This is a genomic window from Mycobacterium sp. IDUB_21, from assembly GCF_055419425.1.
On sequence record NZ_JBVAXQ010000019.1, the window covers coordinates 1 to 15,914 of the forward strand.

Sequence of the window (15,914 nt, forward strand, 5' to 3'; positions counted from 1 at the left end):
ACGCAACCCCGCATCCAACCGCACCGGAACGCGATTTTCATCCCCCACAACGGGGCCGCAGGCCCCACGAACGCTCTCAGCGACAAATCGCAACCGCGCCCCATCGCCGCTGAAAGTTGTCGCTGAGAGCCGGGCAACTCCGCTATACCCGCCAAGCCGCCACGGCTGAGCCCGCTGGTGCGTGCCACACTGGCATCCATGACGGAATCCGGCGACCCCCGCGTCGCGGTCTACCTCGACTTCGACAACATCGTGATCTCCCGCTACGACCAGGTGAACGGGCGCAGCTCGTTTCAGAAGGACAAGTCCAAGGGCCTGGCCAAGCAGCCGGATCGGCTGGCACGGGCCACCGTTGACGTCGGCGCGATCATCGACTTCGCGTCGTCGTTCGGCACGCTGGTGCTCACCCGCGCCTACGCCGACTGGTCGGCCGAAGTCAACACCGGCTACCGCCAACAGTTGGTGGCCCGCGCGGTCGATCTGGTGCAGTTGTTCCCGGCAGCGGCCTACGGCAAGAACGGTGCGGACATCCGGCTGGCCGTCGACGCGGTCGAGGACATGTTCCGGCTGCCGGATCTGACACACGTGGTGATCGTGGCCGGCGACTCCGACTACATTCCCTTGGCGCAGCGTTGTAAACGGCTGGGCCGCTACGTGGTCGGCATCGGGGTGGCCGGGTCCACCAGCCGGGCGCTGGCCGCGGCGTGCGACGACTTCGTCAGCTACGACGCGTTGCCCGGGGTGCCGGTGTTCGAGCCCGCACCGGCAGACCCCGACGCCGACGCCGAACCGAAACGGCGCACCCGTCAGTCCAAGCAGGAACCCGAAGAGCCGCCGGCACCGGATCCGGTGGACACCGCCACCGCGCTGCTTACCCGCGCCCTGCAGATCGGTCTGGAAAAGGACGACGTCGAGTGGTTGCACAACTCGGCGGTCAAGGCGCAGATGAAGCGGATGGATCCGTCGTTCAGCGAAAAGGCGTTGGGCTACAAGTCATTCAGTGATTTCCTGCGGTCCTACGCGGATCTGGTGGAGCTCGACGAGAGTTCGACGACGCGGATGGTGCGGCTGCGCAATTAGTGCAGCCGGCTACCCCTCCGCGGCCACCAATGACCGCAGCTGCACATCGGGGTTGTCGCGTTGGAACCCCTGCAGCCGCCAGCTGTTGGAGAACAAGGCCAGGTGCACACCGTCGGTGCGGGTCATGACTTCCGCCAAGGACTGCTTGCCGACGAAGTCGGCGTCGCCGGGGTCCACGATCCGCGCGACCTGATACGGCAGCGACTCCAGTGAGATCGGCGCACCGATCTCGGTGGCCATCCGGTGTGCCGCCACCTCGAACTGCATCGGGCCGACCGCGGCGAGCACCGGCGCCTGGTCGCCCCGGCGATCGGAGCGCAGCACCTGAACGACGCCTTCCTGGTCCAACTGCTCGATGCCCCGGCGGAACTGCTTGTGCTTGCTGGGATCGGCGTTGCGTGCCACCGCGAAATGTTCGGGCGAGAAGCTCGGTATCGGCGGGTACTGCACGGGCACATCGGAATACAGCGTGTCGCCCGGGCGCAGGGCGGCGGCGTTGGCCAGCCCGATCACATCACCGGGCCAGGCGGTATCCAAGGTGGAACGCTGCTGACCGAACACCGACTGGGCGTATTTGGTCACAAAGGGCTTGCCGCTCGCGGCGTGGGTGAGCACATCGCCGCGTTCGAAGGTCCCCGAGTACACCCGGGCAAAGGCGACGCGATCGCGATGCGCGGAGTCCATGCCCGCCTGCACCTTGAAAACGAAGGCGCTGAACGGGGCGTCGGTGGCGCGCCGGACGCCGTCGACGTCGAGTGCCCCGCTGGGCGGCGGCGCCAACTCGGCGAGCACGTCAAGAAGCTGATTGACCCCGAAGTTCAACGCCGCCGAGGTGAACAGCACCGGTGATGCCGTGCAGTCGAGGAACGCCTCGCGGTCGAAGTCGGATCCGTCAGCGCTGAGCAGCTCGCACTCTTCGACCGCGGTATCCCAATCGATGCCGGCCGCGTCGTGCGCATCGACCGCCGAGATGTGCTCCTCGGGTGCCGCGGTGGCGCCACCGGCGGTCCGGGTGAACCGGATGAAATTCCCGGACCGACGATCGAGTACGCCTTTGAAGTCTCCGGCGATGCCGACCGGCCAGGTCAACGGGGTGGGGCGCAGCCCGATCCGCGTGTGGATCTCGTCCATCAATTCCAGGGCATGCCGGCCGGGTCGGTCCCACTTGTTGATCACGGTGATGATCGGGATCCGGCGGTGACGACACACCTGGAACAGTTTGAGGGTCTGCGGCTCAAGACCTTTCGCGGCATCGATGAGCATGACCGCGGAGTCCACCGCGGTCAGCACCCGATAGGTGTCTTCGGAGAAGTCGGCGTGGCCGGGAGTGTCGAGCAGGTTGATGACGCAGTCCTGTCCGCGCGCGGTGCGGTACGGGAACTGCAAGGCCGTCGACGTGATGGAGATGCCCCGGGCTTTCTCCATCTCCATCCAGTCCGACACGGTGGCACGACGACCGGCTTTGCCATGCACCGCGCCGGCTTCGGTGATGGCCTTGGCATGCAGCACCAGCGCTTCGGTCAAGGTGGATTTGCCGGCGTCGGGGTGGCTGATGACGGCGAAGGTCCTGCGGCGACCCGCTTCGGACTCCAGGGCGTTGTCAGTCATGGCGCCAGCGAGTGTATTGGCCGTCTTGGGCAGATCAATAATCGAGCGCGGCGGGCACCGTCAATACAGCGGCCCGCCACCGAACAGGGCGCGGTGCGAATCGGGCTGGTTTCCTTCGAGGTCGGTGACGCTGTAATCCAGCGCGGTCTCGGCGGTGATCAGGCTGTGGCCGCTGCGAGCAGCGATGTCCGGGTCGTTGGCCAGCGCGGCGATGACGCGGCCGATGAACTCCGGCGTTTCGGCGTTGGCCAGCGGAAACCCCTGGAAATTGTCCAGTCCTCTATCCATGAAGCCCTGCATGACCTCGTTGCGCACCAGGCCGGGCCACACCGATACCGCACTGACTCCGGTGCCGGCCAACTCCACGGCCATGTCGGCGGCCATCTTGTCCAGCCCGGCCTTGGACATGCCGTAGAGCACCGAGTGCAGGTGCCCGCGGGTGCCGAACGAGGAGATGTTGACGATCAGGCCCGACCCACGCTCCACCATCAGTTGCGCGGCGTACACGGCGGCGACGTAGTGGGCGCGCAGCCCTACCCCGATCAGGGTGTCCCAGTCCGACAGCGGACGCTGCCAGAACTTCTCGGTGAACCCGGCGAACCCCTTGGGCGCCGCCCAGACGTTGTTGACCAGCAGGTCCAGCCGGCCGTCCTGCTCGTCGGCGATGCGGGCGAACAGCGCGGCGATCTGGGCGTCGTCGCGGTGGTCGCACTGCACGGCGACGCCGCTCCCGCCGCGTTCGGTGGCCGCAGCCGCGGTCTCATCCAGCGGTCCGCCGGCGCCGACCTCGCCGCGGGCGGTGACGTAGACGGTCCAGCCGGCTGAGCCCAGCGCCAACGCGATGCCCTTGCCGACGCTGCGGCTGGCGCCGGTGACCAGGGCGACCCGCTTGTCGCTCATCTCAGACCTCCACCACAGCGTCGCCGAGCGGCCGGGTGATCGACCACAGCTGCCGAAAGTGGCTGCGGGCCATCTTCCATGCTCCGTCCTCGATCACGTAGTCGTCGTCGTACTCTCCGGTGAGCAGGCGTTCGGTGCGCTCGATCATGTTGAGCTGACGGAACTTCAGTGTCCACCGCCCGGTCGCGGTGCCAGGTCCGGTGACGCTGATGTCGGGGTGCATCCCGTGATGCATGTCCAGGATCACCGGCTTGCCGTCCACGGTGTGCAGCGCGATGCGGGTGAACACCTCCGCGATCTGGTCGGCGTTGTCGAATCCGCCCAGCGGGCCGTAGTGCACGTCGGCGCCGTCTTTGATGAAGCAGGCCCGGAAGGTGGTGGGGTCCTTGGCGTCGCAGGCGCGAAAGTAGCGGTGCTTGAGGGCCTTGATCGCCTCGATCTGTTCGAGGGCTTCCAGTCGCTGTTCGACGGTCATCGCCTCGACGATAGTTGTCGGCGCCCCGCCGACGGCGGCCGGACCACCCTGCCGGTGATGTGCGATCCGGGACGTATTCCTGCCAGACCTATGTTCCGGAGCTGCGGTAACGATGGAACGCTACACTTGTAGCGTGGCTGCTACAGTTCCAGCTCGCGATCTCCGGAACCACACCGCGGAGATTCTGCGCCGGGTCGCCGCTGGTGAAGAGATCGAGGTGCTCAAAGACAACCGCCCGGTGGCGCGGATCAGTCCGGTTCCGCGACGACGACAGTGGCGGCCCGCCGCGGAAGTGCTCGGCGAACTGGTGCGATTGGGCCCAGACAGCACCGGCATGCGTCAAGAATTGCGCGAGATTCTCGCGCAGACCACCGACGACCTGCCCGACTGAGCGGTCATGAGTCTGCAGCGAGCGCTGGCCGACACGTCAGTCTTCATCGGCCTTGAAGCGCAACGTATCGACACGGACAAGTTCGCAGCGTTCGAGTGGGGCGTATCAGTCATCACGCTCGGAGAGCTCCGACTGGGAGTGTTGCAAGCCTCCGCTCCCGAGGCCGCAGCGCGCCGGCTATCCACCTACCAAATCGCGCAGAGCTTCGAACCGCTGAGTGTCGATGAAAGGGTCTCCGAAGCGTGGGCCCTGTTGGTGTCGCAGCTACGCGTCGCCGGCCGGAAGGTGCCGATCAACGACAGTTGGATTGCGGCAACGGCTTTGACTCACGATATCCCGGTCGTGACCCAGGACACGGACTACTCGGCAATGCCCGGAGTCACCGTCATCCAGCTCTGATGATCCAACTCAGATCGAAGCCCTACCCGATCCCCAACTTGCGCGCCAGAACCGGCCCACCCACCTCGGCGATGAAATCCCGGTCACCGCACACTACGAGTTCATCGCGGGCCCGCGACAACCCGACGTAGAGGCGTTCGCGGGCCAGTTCGACCGGCCCGCTGGCGTCGACGACGAGCACGACGGCGCGGCGCTCTAATCCCTTGAACCCGCGCACATGTCCGTAGAAGACCTGATCGACATCCCAGAAGCTGTCCCAGTAGGCCTGATCGCCCTGCTGCTGGCGGGCGATTTGTTCGGGGTGGCGGCTACCGGTGGTCAGCAGCGCCACGTCTTCGGGGCGCCAACCCTCCTCGAGCAGCTTCTCGACCTGATCATCGCCGGTGTTCGCCGCGTCTTCGCGACTGCACGCCACGAACCGCACCTCCGGTCCGTCGGCGCCCAGGAACCGGATCGGGTGATCCACCAACGGCTGAAACGTCGTGGCGATCTGGCGGGTGTTGCGCAGGTTGCGGTCGAGCACCAGCGAGACCAGCGGCACCGGGGGTGTGCCCTGCCGGTCGAAGACCCGCTGGCCTTCGTCGCTGAACACGAACAGCCCGCCCTCCTCGTCGTCACGCAGCGACGCCAGCACCGGATCCCACCAGGCGTCGGCGAAGTCCTGCGCCTCGTCGACCACCACCGCGTCGAACCGTTGCCCGTCGTCGAGGTTCTCCGCCAACTCCAGCATCTGCTGGGGAAGCTGCTCCTCCCAGAACTGCACCGATTCCTCGAGGTTGGCGGGGCCGTTGGGTGCGCCCCAGTCCATGCCCAACGAGTGGAACTCGCCGACGTAGGCGGGCTGCTGGCGGCGCTGCCAGGTGGCGGTGAGCCGCTTGAGGTAGGAGGCCAGCCCGTGCGAGTAGCACAGCAGCGCAACACGTTTCCCCTCGGATGCCAGCCGGCGCGCCTGCTCCACCGCCAGGTAGGTTTTGCCGCTGCCGGCACTGCCGCGCACCTGCACGCGGTTGAGTAACCGGATTGCCTCCAGGATCACCGCCTGCTGTTCGGTGAGCGCGTCGGCGGCGCTGTCGTTGGCCAACGCGCGGGCGACCACGTCGCGCTGCGGCAGACCACGCCCACCGAGCGCGGTGCGGAACTCCTCGATACCTTCGGCCGTCAACAGCGGCCGCTCGAGCTCCTGGCGGATCAGCACATGCCGCAGCCGAGACACCAACTGCGGCAGGTCGTTACGGTCGATCACCTTCCAACGTGGGCAGTCCGGCAGTTCGAAGTCGTCCGACAACTCGGTGTAGGGCAACGCCACGACGTGATCCCAGCGCAGCCGGCCCTGCGTCCAGCGTGGGTCGTGCTCGATGTAGTCCCGCAGGGCATAACAGGCCTCGCGTGCCTGGCGCACGGGGTGGATACGGCGCTCCCTGCCGCCGCTCGCCTGACGCCACCCGGACCCGTCGTGCCAGACTTCGCCGCCCTTGACCTCGATGCAGATCATGCCGGCGCCCTCGATCGCGACGACGAAGTCGATCTCGTGATCCTTGAGGTGATCGGTGACGCGCTGACCGGCGACGACTACGTCGCCGTCTTGTAGCTGGTCGATCAGCGCCGCGTAGACGTGGCGTTCGGAGGAGCTGGCGAATCGGGGACGCGCGGGTAGTGAGACGGGCACGCCGACGAGACTGCCATGCCTACCGGCGGCAGCTTGCGTTTCGTGTCGGAATCAGCAGAGTCGGCCGGCGAAGAACGCCGCCGATACCAGACCGACGCACAACGCTATGGTCGTCTGCCCCATCATGCCGGCGCCGACGGTCGCGGTGGCAGCGGTGACGCCCAGGCCGCTCAGGAAAGTCGTCATCACAATCATCTCCTGTGGTCTACATCACATCGGTTTTTCAAGGTGGTCTACACCACATCATACCTCTAAGGAAAATGCCAGCCCCGTCCCATTCACCGGAAAGTCTCCAGAATTCAGCGGAGTGCTGCGACCTGCACGTCAAGACCACGCCGAGGCTGCAACGCCGCATACCCGCCAGCACGAATGCGCTGGTCAGGCAGGGTGAGTTCGGTTCTGGCCAGGAACCGAGCCAGCATCACCGTCAGCTCGGCGATGGCGAAACTGGACCCGATACAGCGATGCGTTCCGCCGCCGAACGGCAGGAACTCATACGGGGCGGCCCGGCGGTATCGCGGTGAGGCCGGGTCCCAGCGGCGCGGCTCGAAGCGCAGCGGGTCCTCCCACAGCTCAGGAAGCCGGTGGGTGACATACGGACTGAACACCAGGGTGCGCCCGGCGCGGATGCGTCGTCCGGCGAAGGACAGGTCGCGGGTGACCTTGCGCGCGGAGATCACCGCGGGCGGATAGAGCCGCAGCGTCTCGTGCACGACGCCGTTCAGATAGGTCAGTGCGTTCAGGTCGGCGCTGGCGGGAGCCCGATCGCCCAGGACGTCGCGGACCTCTGCGGCGGCGGTCTCCCATATCCCGGGGTTGGCGAGCAGGTTGTAGACCGCCCATCCCATCGCCGCGCTGGTCGTTTCGTAGCCGGCGGCGATCAGCGAGACGATCTGGTCGCGGATCTCGTTGTCGCGCAATGTTTCGCCGTCGTCGGTTCGCGCGTCGATCAGGGTGGCCAGCATGTTGTCGTCAGCGCTGGGATGGGCTCGGGCGCGGTCGATCTCGGCGTAGATGAGCTCGTCGACGCGGGCCTTGGCGGCCATTGCGCGCCGCCACGCCGGGGAGCGCAGCCACTGCTCGGCGCGCAGCACCTGGGGTAGCCGGTGGGTCAGGTCCATCAGGGGTTGCAGGTGCTCACCGAGGAAGTCGGTGTGGCCGGCCATCGCCTGCCCGAACAGCGATTCGATGGCGCTGCGCCGGATCGCCGAGCGCAGCTGGGCGAAGATGTCGACGCGCTGGCCGGGACGCCAGCTGTCGATGACGGCGTCGGCGTTGGCCGCCATGACCTGCAGGTAGTTGCCGACGTGGCGGTGGTGGAACGCCGGCTGGACCAGGCTGCGGCGGCGACGGTGATCGGCCCCGTCGCTGACGATCAGCGCGGTGGGCCCGTCGACGGGCACCAGCACCTGGAAGGCTTCCCACCAATTGAAGGCATCGGAGTTGGCGAACACGAACTTGTTGGCCTCGGCACCGAACAGGTAGACGTAACCGTGGCGGCCGATCCCGGCGTCGACCATCGGGCCGCGGCGGCGATGCAACGCCAGCAGCGCGTCGCCGGGTCGGTAGCGCACCGGAGGGGTCATTTGCTGATCGAGGGTAGTGCTAGTCGCGGCCTGCAGCCGCCCGTTCGCCCCATCCGGCGCCCGCCGAATCTAAGGTGTCAACCGTGACCGATTCCTCCGCCGCCGCAGAAACCCTCGCGGCGATCCTGACCGAGCAGGGCCCGCTGGCCGCCGGGGACATCGCCGAGCGGTTGCAGGAAGCCGGGGTCCCTGATCCGGAGACGGTCATCCACGACTTGCTCGACGAATACAGTTGCCCGGCTGCGGAATTGCCCGATGGCCGCTGGGTGTGGTTGCCGACGCTGTTGGCCGGACGGGTCTTCACCCACCGGCTGACCGCGCATGAGGCCACCCACGATCTGCTCGCCCTCACTCCGGACCTGGATGCGATCGGTGAACTGTGTCATCACGAGGGCTACCAGCGTCTTGCCGACGGGTCACCGGCAACGATCGTGCTGCCGGAGTTCGACGAGACGCAGTTGGAGCAACGCGGGATTCCGGTCGAGTTGGTTGACGAATCCGGTGCGCTGCTGCTGAATCCGGGCACGCTGACGGGTTTGGCGGTGGCCGCCGGCGATCTGGTCGGGCTGCGCTGGACCGACGACGGGTTGGCCCTGGAGCCGGTCGCCGCGACGGCGGATACGACGGTGGGCGCCCGGTTGGCGGCGCTGCTCGACGCCGACGAGCCGTCACCTTTCGCCGCGGTTGTCTGGGCGGCCTGCGCAGACGACCCCGACCTGTTCGGCACACCGCTGGCCCCGCTCACCGAGATCGCCGACGAACACGGGCTGGCCATGCGCGGGGACTGGCTGGCGCCCGCCGGGTTCGACTTCGACCGGTGGGAGTTCGAGGGCAAGTGCGCGCGGCTGGCCGAACGCTATGGCCTGGACTCCGACGATGCGTTCCTGCTGACCACGCTGATCGAGGTGCATGGTCAAATGGCGCAGCTGCTCGGTCTCGCCGCAGCGGAGGATGGCGTTGAGGACGACGACGTGGAGGATGACGTCGTGGAGGATGACGTCGCCGTTGACGGTCCGAGCGACACCGATCCCACCGACGGACACTATGCCGAGATTCTCGGCGAAGTGGGTGCGGCGCTGGAGGATCCACTACTGGCCGAAGCCCTGATGGCGGAGACGACCCGCGACGGTGGGCTCGGGGTCGCGGCACTGAGCATGCTCGCCGAGGCGCTGGAGCCGAAGGTGCCGCGCTCGGCGCGGGTGGCGATCCGCTGGTTGCAGGCGGTGTCGTGTGAGCTGCTCGGCGACATCGCCGGGGCCGAAGAAGAGCTGCTGGCCGCCGAAGCGCTGGACCCGAGCTGGCCGCTGCCGCTGGTGGGGCTGGCCCGGATCGCCTCGGACCGCGGTGACGCCGAGGCGGCTCTGGGGCTGTTGCGTCGTGCCGAGGTGGGCCCGGATCACCCGCTGGTGCATCTGCTCGAACAGCACCGGTCGCAGCCGCGCAGCGATGTGGGCCGTAATGAGCCGTGCTGGTGCGGGTCGGGCCGCAAGTACAAGAAGTGCCACATCGGGGGCGAGCAGCTCTCGCTGGCCGACCGGGCGGGCTGGCTGTACGCCAAGGCCCACCAGCAGTTGCTGGGCGGCGAGTGGCCCGAATTGCTGGCGCTGGTGGGCTACGAACGCGTCTGCTACCTCGAGGATGAGCTCGACGATCTGATCGCCGCCGCGCAGGCGGATCCGCTGGCGATCGACACGGTGCTGTTCGAGGGCGGGGCGTTCGGGGAGTTCCTGGAGGCGCGTGGCGATCTGCTGCCCGACGACGAGCGACTGTTGGCCCAGCAGTGGCTGCCGGTGCCACGGTCGGTGTACGACGTCGAGCAGGTGCAGCCCGGTCGTGGCGTCACCGTGCGCGACGTGCGCACCGGTGAGGTTCAGGAGGTCACCGAGCGGGGCCAGGCCTTGCAGCCCGGGCAGCTGATCTGCGCGCGGGTGCTGCCGACCGGTGACGGCTTCGCATTCTTCGGCGGGATCGACCCGGTCGAGCCGGATGACCGGGACGCGCTGATCGAACTGCTTGACGACGGTCCGGACCCGGGGGCGCTGGTGGCCTTCTTAAGTCGCCCCCTCGGTGATCAAGAGGGCGAGGAGTAACCGACGCACCGGCCTACGGGTCATCGAACCACGGGCGCCAACTACGAGCGGGGTTCGACCGCTCAGCGCGATCGGCGTCCCGCGGGCAGCCGGATCTCGATGTCTTCGGGGTCCACCGACGACACGTCAGGGTCGTCGGTGACGCACACCGCAACGCGGCGCTGGGTGTCGGCGGCAACGAGTTCCAGCGGCGGGCCATCGTCTTGCAGGTACTTGTCGCCCCACTGCACCAGCGCGAGAATGACCGGCAGCAGATCCTTACCGGCCGGGGTCAGCCGATATTCGTCGCGGGCCCGCTTGCCCTCCTCCTGATACGGCACCCGGGTGATGATCCGGGCGGCTTCGAGCTGCTTGAGCGCACGGGACACCGCCGGCGCGGAGGCGCCGATCCGCTCGGTGAAGTCCTCGAAGCGGGTGGTGCCGTAGAAGCATTCGCGCACCGCCAGGAACGCCGTCTTGGTGCTCAGCACGTTGAGCAGCTTGGTCATCGAGCAGCCTTCGCCGATCGACCATCGGGTGCGGTCGCGAAATCGGGGTTCGAACTCCATGCCGACATCCTACGTGACTAACGCTTGCGTTATCCAGAATTTCGTGCTTAGCTCTGACTAACGTAGTCGTTAGTTAGAGCGAGAGGGTGTTGAGATGGTTGCAGTACAAGGCAAGGTGGTTGTCGTCACCGGTGGACGCCGGGGGCTGGGTGCGGCACTGGTCGATGAGGTGCTGGCCCGCGGGGCGGCCAAGGTGTATTCGACCGGCCGGTCGGTGTTCAGTGATGACCGGCCCGAGGTGGTGCCCCATGCCCTCGATGTGCGCTCGGCCGAGTCGGTCGACGCGCTGGCGCACGCCGCCTCAGACGCCGAGATCGTGTTCAACAACGCCGGCATCCTGCTGCCGGGCTCGCTGCTGACCGGCGGCTTCGACGAAGTGACCGAGACGTTCGACATCAACGTGTTCGGGCCACTGCGCGTCGCACGCGCCTTCGCCCCGATCCTGGCGGCCAACGGCGGCGGAGCATTGGTCAATATGCATTCGGTGCTGTCCTGGCTGGCCGGCAGCGGAGCCTACGGCGCCTCCAAGGCTGCCATCTGGTCGGTGACCAACTCCCTGCGCGCCGACCTGGCGGAGCAGCACACGCAGGTCATCGGCGTGCATGCCGGGTTCATCGACACCGACATGGTTTCGGCGATGACAGCGGCCAAGACTTCCCCGGCCGAGGTGGCTCGGCGGATCGTCGACGGCCTGGAGGCGGGCGCAGTGGAGGTCCTGGCCGACGACATCACCGTCGGCGTCAAGGCCGCGCTGTCGGGCCCGGTCGAGAATCTGTCCTTCGCCCTGCCGAACTGACCCCCGCCGCCGACCAACCGAGGAGCAGCGAGCTGCCATGCCACTGTGGACGATTCACCACACCCCCGGGATCTTCACCGCCGCGGAGAAGCGCGAGCTGGCATCGCGCATCGCCGATCGCTACCAGCGGGCCGGGCTGCCGCGCTTCTATGTGGTCACCATCTTCCACGAGACCGCGCCCGAGGACTTCTACGTCGGCGGGGAGCCGGCGCCCGCCGGTGTGCGCGTCGTCATCGACCACATCGCCCGCCACGCCGCCGACAAGGAAAGCCGCCAGCGGATCGCCGGCTGGATCAACCGGGTCCTTGCCCCGTCTCTGGAGCGCCACCCGGGCCTGTATTGGGAGTTCCACGTCGACGAAACCAGCGAAGATCTGTGGATGATCAACGGGCTGACTCCCCCACCGGGTGGTTCGGAGGAGGAAAGGCGCTGGGCCACCGAGAATGTCGCGTCGGCGTACTGAGGGCTCGTTGTCAGCGAGCACCGGGCGCCAACTTCTCGATTCCGGCGAAGGCCTTGCGGCGAAGCTCGTCGCTGTCATCCATCTCCAACATGACCGGGTCCACCTCGACGGTGCCGCGCGCGTAGCGCAGCACCTCGGGCAACTCGCCGACCCGCGCCACGAATTCGTCGATGAACCGTCGGTAGCCCTCCAGCGGAACGTCCAACACCCGGGCACAATCGCGGACGACGTCGGCGTGTTGGCTGGGCGCGACCACTGCGCGACAGCGTTCCGCCAGGCTCAGCAGCCGCTCGTGCAGATCCATCAGCCGGTTCGCCGCGTGCACGATGGCGTCGGCATCGGCGCTGCCCTCGGCGCGGGGATCACCGAACATCCGGGTGAACGCCGAGCTGAGCATGAGCTGCTCGATCTGGCCTACCAGCGCGACCATCTGTTCCAAGAGGTCAATCATGAACCGCCCCAGCTCAACTCCGGTGTGAATGCGCACGCCGCCCGGTGGGGCGTAGCCGAGCTGCTGATCCCGCAGCCGTGGTTGCAGCGTCGCGCGCCGCTGCACCAGAACGGATACAAAGACTGCGTAACGCCAGCAGGCCGGCCGTTCGGCAAGCAGCGCGGCCAGTCCGTCGGCGCTGTAGGCCACCGCGGCCACCTCGGGCGGTTCGTCGGTGTCCGCGGCGATGTCGTCCAGGTCCGGTTCGACGGAGATGCGGCGCATCAACTCGGCTCCGTCGGCCCCGTAGAAGCGCGCCAGAGATGCCTCCGCGGGCCGGGTCCGCAGGCGGCGGTCACTGGTGATCACCACCCATCCTCGTTCCCCCACGACAGGAATCCACTCGGTATCGAGAATTCCCGAAGGCAGCAATTCCTCCACCGGCGGCGAGCTATACACTGCGGTGTCGCGACGCACCGGGACAACGCCTTTGGCCATGCGGAGCAGATTCTCATCGATGACGAACCGAACATCGTCGAGGCGCGTCACCACGGGAACTGGCCTACGCCGCCAGCTTGTGCTTCTCGGCATAGGCGATAGCGGCTTTTACCTGTGCCAAACTCAGGCCATAGTCGGCAGCCAGATCCTCCGGCCGGTCACCACCGACAGCCATGCCGGCGATTGTCGCGACAGATACGCGGCGACCAATGAACGTTGGTTGCCCGCTGAATCGGGCCGGACTAGTGACGATGCCGGGAAACTCGACGTCGAGCGGTAGCTCGCTGACGAATTTCTCGCCGCGTTCGTCCTCTGCGAGGGTCGCATTCTCAATGACCGACCTACTCGGAGGACCAAGCAGCATCTGCTGAGTCCGCACCACCATCCGCGGCTCATCGGCAGCGGCTTCGTCGTAGGGCCGACGCAGCGCCTGTACATCGATGTCAGCAGCGTCGGCTGGCATTGTCAGATCGCGGTCCTCAACAGTGAGATACGGGCGCACGTAGGCAAGCGGGTACCGCGCCCCGTACATCTGCCGCAAGCTTTCGACCGCGGCCCTCAGCCGGGGTGTCGGCACGTCTTGTTCGCGATACTCGGCGAGGATGCGTGTCTCGACGAACTCGCCCCAGGTCGCCCACTCGGAATCCGCCGCGACGGCCCGCAATATGGGGGGTAGTTGCGGCCGGCCCGACGGTAGCCGTTAATCCATCGCCGAGCCGTCCCCGCATTGAGCCCGACGAGACGGTCGACCTCCGCATAGAGGTAGACCTCGCGGTCGAGCATCGAGGCGGCCAGCATGAACGACAGCATGACACATACCTACCCAGCAGCACCGACACATTTTCCCGGGCGCGTGATCAGCGGTTGATCGACGCCACCGCCATGCTCACGCCTGGCGCCGCGGCCGTCATGGCTGGCGTGTCCGGTACTGCGCGTCGCGGTGGGCGTCGGCGGCGACGAGGACACCGTGGCGGCCGGTAGCGCCGCCTCACCCGGATGCCACTGCTGGGCTGATCGCTTCTCTAGGGACTTCCGGCCCTGTTTGCGGCACAGCCGGACGGGAGATAGTGGTACTACGCGTTACAGATAACCGGAGGCCGCCATGTCGAAGCGACTGACCACCCTGGACACCGCCTTCCTGCACGCCGAGGACACCGACCCGCACACCCAGCTGGGCATTGGCGGGCTGGCGATCCTGGAGGGTCCGATGCCCGACCACGCAGCGCTGATGTCGACACTGGCTGAGCGGATCGCGGTCTGCCCCCGGTTCTCGCAGCGGTTGCGCCGCCAGATCTTCGACCTGTCCGCACCCGAGTGGGTCGACGACGACAAATTCGACCTGTCCTACCACGTCCGGAGCGTCGCGGTCCCGGGCTCGGGTAGCCACGAGGACCTGTTCCGGGTCGTGGCCGATGTGATGTCCTGGCGGCTGGATCGCAGCCGCCCCCTGTGGGAGATCTGGCTGATCAGCGAGCTGTCTGATAACCGGTGGGCCATGTTGATGAAGGTCCACCCGTGCCTGGCCGATGCCGTGGCGACCGTGCATATCCTGACCGGGCTGTCCGATGGCGGTATGTCCGGTGGCGCCATGCCCGGCAATGCCTCCTTGGAACGCTGCATGAGCGAGCACCCCGCGGGCAGCGCCCTGACCGCGTCGGCGCCGCTGGAGCTGCAGCCCGCCCCGCGACCCAGCCCGTGGCTGGCGGCACTGCGGGCACCGGCGCAGATCGCCGGCGACGCACTGGCCACTGCCCGCGGGGTGGTGCAACGTACGAACGAGTTCGTGGCCGGTCTGCAGGGTCCGCCGTCGTCGCTGAACGGCCCGGCCAGCTCGCGGCGACGCTACACCGCGGCACGGGTGGCACTCGCTGATGTCAACCAGATCTGCCGGACGTTCAACGTCACCGCCGACGACGTCGCGCTGGCCGCGCTCACCGAGAGCTACCGCGACATGCTGTTGCGCCGGGGTGAGCAGCCCAACGCCGAGTCGCTGCGGATCCTGATGCCCCGCCGCGACGAGGTGCTGCTGCCGTATCTACCAGTGCACGAAGACAATCCGGTGCTGCGATTGCGGCTGGTGCATGACCGGTTGGCGACGTTGCAAACCGGCCACCGGGCGGACGGATTCGCCGCCGCGGCCGCCCGGATGCTGCCGTTCCCGGTGACCGCGTGGGCCCTGGACCTGCTGTCCCGGTTGCCGCAGCGCAACATCGCCACCATGGCGGTGAGCGTCCCGGGTCCGCACCAACGACTACAGGTGCTGGGCCGCAACGTGATTGAGGTGTTACCCATTCCGCCGATCGCGATCCAGCTGCGGACCGCCGCGGCCGTGTTGAACTACGCCGACCAACTGTTCTTCGGAATCCTCACCGATTTCGACGCCGTCGCAGACGTCGATGACCTGGCCCGCGGGGTGGAAGCCGCGGTGGCCCGGCTGCTGGAGCGCAGCCGGCGCCGGCGCGGACGCGACCGCCACGGCCTGTCGCTGGTGGTCAACGCCTGAGCGGCAGCCCGTCCGGGCCGCGGCATCGCGGTCTTGGGCGTTGTCGCTCGAAGGCGGGCATCACCCGCATGCCGGAGGTTCAGTGACGACTGCGCCGGGCGGTGCGCATGAGCATCAATGCGCCGCAGGGCACCCCAGCCTGCGGAACCAGGCGTCGGACATATATGTGGTTGTTGCCCGCCTTCGAGCGACAACGAACGTTATGTCGGGTTGAGGAGGCGGCTCGCTAGGGGAGATGCTGCGGCGGGCCAGTTCGAAATGCCCGCTCGATGGCGTCGTCGATCCAATCCGGGGCGTTACCGAACGCTCCACCGCAGAGCCGGGTCAGCAGCACAATGTTGGAGCCGCCGGCACCGGCTTGCTATAACGCCTGAGGACGTTCCTCGCGGGTGACCTGGCGGTCTGGGACACACCTGCGCACGCCCCGAGGAGGGCTTGGAGCCGCGGGTGGCTTCGCGGACGCCGTCGGTAACCGCATTCG

Annotated in this window: 14 protein-coding genes and 2 pseudogenes; 7 read left to right on the forward strand and 9 right to left on the reverse strand. The window is 67.4% G+C overall.

From position 1 onward, the window contains the following. The first annotated feature begins 198 nt into the window (after positions 1-198). The gene (locus ACZYY4_RS21525) at positions 199-1,080 is read left to right on the forward strand and encodes an NYN domain-containing protein (RefSeq protein WP_463812091.1); all 882 of its coding nucleotides are present in this window, start codon (positions 199-201) and stop codon (positions 1,078-1,080) included. Positions 1,081-1,089: 9 nt separating this feature from the next. Here the strand turns inward: ACZYY4_RS21525 and ACZYY4_RS21530 are convergent, their stop codons facing one another. The 3 genes from ACZYY4_RS21530 to ACZYY4_RS21540 are packed head-to-tail and all read right to left on the reverse strand — an operon-like array spanning position 1,090 to position 4,063. Next, entirely contained in the window at positions 1,090-2,688 is a 1,599-nt protein-coding gene (locus ACZYY4_RS21530) for a peptide chain release factor 3 (RefSeq protein WP_463812092.1), read from the reverse strand. 60 nt (positions 2,689-2,748) lie between these two features. Further along, positions 2,749-3,588 (reverse strand): SDR family NAD(P)-dependent oxidoreductase, encoded by an 840-nt coding sequence (locus tag ACZYY4_RS21535; protein WP_463812093.1) that lies wholly within the window; start codon positions 3,586-3,588, stop codon positions 2,749-2,751. Position 3,589: 1 nt separating this feature from the next. Then, positions 3,590-4,063: a nuclear transport factor 2 family protein gene (locus ACZYY4_RS21540; RefSeq protein ID WP_463812094.1), complete on the reverse strand. Its 474-nt coding sequence runs from the start codon at positions 4,061-4,063 to the stop codon at positions 3,590-3,592. Positions 4,064-4,196: 133 nt separating this feature from the next. Between ACZYY4_RS21540 and ACZYY4_RS21545 the strand changes: the two genes are divergently transcribed. Together ACZYY4_RS21545 and ACZYY4_RS21550 are read left to right on the forward strand one after the other, a co-directional pair. Then, a complete protein-coding gene (locus ACZYY4_RS21545; RefSeq protein WP_463812095.1) occupies positions 4,197-4,454 on the forward strand; it encodes a type II toxin-antitoxin system Phd/YefM family antitoxin in 258 nt (85 codons plus the stop codon). A 6-nt stretch (positions 4,455-4,460) separates the two neighbouring features. Then, on the forward strand, positions 4,461-4,853 hold the full coding sequence (locus ACZYY4_RS21550; protein WP_463812096.1) for a PIN domain-containing protein: 393 nt from the start codon (positions 4,461-4,463) through the stop codon (positions 4,851-4,853). 22 nt (positions 4,854-4,875) lie between these two features. Here the strand turns inward: ACZYY4_RS21550 and ACZYY4_RS21555 are convergent, their stop codons facing one another. The 3 genes from ACZYY4_RS21555 to ACZYY4_RS21565 all read right to left on the reverse strand — a co-directional run bounded on the left by ACZYY4_RS21555 (position 4,876) and on the right by ACZYY4_RS21565 (position 8,105). Beyond that, a complete protein-coding gene (locus ACZYY4_RS21555; protein WP_463812097.1) occupies positions 4,876-6,519 on the reverse strand; it encodes a nuclease-related domain-containing DEAD/DEAH box helicase in 1,644 nt (547 codons plus the stop codon). Positions 6,520-6,570: 51 nt separating this feature from the next. Beyond that, positions 6,571-6,705 carry a hypothetical protein gene (locus tag ACZYY4_RS21560; protein ID WP_463812098.1) on the reverse strand — a complete coding sequence of 45 codons (135 nt, stop codon included), beginning with the start codon at positions 6,703-6,705 and terminating at the stop codon, positions 6,571-6,573. 113 nt (positions 6,706-6,818) lie between these two features. After that, complete coding sequence (locus tag ACZYY4_RS21565) at positions 6,819-8,105, reverse strand: cytochrome P450 (protein ID WP_463812099.1); 1,287 nt, start codon at positions 8,103-8,105, stop codon at positions 6,819-6,821. Between the two features lie 83 nt (positions 8,106-8,188). On the opposite strand from ACZYY4_RS21565, the pseudogene ACZYY4_RS21570 reads away from it, so the two are divergent. Continuing rightward, positions 8,189-10,165 (forward strand): annotated as a pseudogene (locus tag ACZYY4_RS21570) (SEC-C domain-containing protein); the annotation flags it as partial. 92 nt (positions 10,166-10,257) lie between these two features. Here ACZYY4_RS21570 and ACZYY4_RS21575 read toward each other — a convergent pair. Continuing rightward, positions 10,258-10,743 carry a winged helix-turn-helix transcriptional regulator gene (locus ACZYY4_RS21575; protein ID WP_463812100.1) on the reverse strand — a complete coding sequence of 162 codons (486 nt, stop codon included), beginning with the start codon at positions 10,741-10,743 and terminating at the stop codon, positions 10,258-10,260. 94 nt (positions 10,744-10,837) lie between these two features. Here ACZYY4_RS21575 and ACZYY4_RS21580 point away from each other — a divergent pair, with 94 nt between their 5' ends. Next, the gene (locus ACZYY4_RS21580) at positions 10,838-11,539 is read left to right on the forward strand and encodes an SDR family oxidoreductase (protein ID WP_463812101.1); all 702 of its coding nucleotides are present in this window, start codon (positions 10,838-10,840) and stop codon (positions 11,537-11,539) included. A 37-nt stretch (positions 11,540-11,576) separates the two neighbouring features. Then, positions 11,577-12,002: a tautomerase family protein gene (locus tag ACZYY4_RS21585; RefSeq protein ID WP_463812102.1), complete on the forward strand. Its 426-nt coding sequence runs from the start codon at positions 11,577-11,579 to the stop codon at positions 12,000-12,002. Between the two features lie 10 nt (positions 12,003-12,012). Here ACZYY4_RS21585 and ACZYY4_RS21590 read toward each other — a convergent pair whose 3' ends face one another. Both ACZYY4_RS21590 and ACZYY4_RS21595 read right to left on the reverse strand, forming a co-directional pair. Further along, a complete protein-coding gene (locus tag ACZYY4_RS21590) occupies positions 12,013-12,984 on the reverse strand; it encodes a PIN-like domain-containing protein (RefSeq protein WP_463812103.1) in 972 nt (323 codons plus the stop codon). Positions 12,985-12,994: 10 nt separating this feature from the next. Further along, positions 12,995-13,740 (reverse strand): annotated as a pseudogene (locus tag ACZYY4_RS21595) (DUF433 domain-containing protein). A 292-nt stretch (positions 13,741-14,032) separates the two neighbouring features. Between ACZYY4_RS21595 and ACZYY4_RS21600 the strand changes: the two are divergent. After that, positions 14,033-15,433 carry a wax ester/triacylglycerol synthase family O-acyltransferase gene (locus ACZYY4_RS21600; protein ID WP_463812104.1) on the forward strand — a complete coding sequence of 467 codons (1,401 nt, stop codon included), beginning with the start codon at positions 14,033-14,035 and terminating at the stop codon, positions 15,431-15,433. The last annotated feature ends 481 nt before the right edge of the window (positions 15,434-15,914 follow it).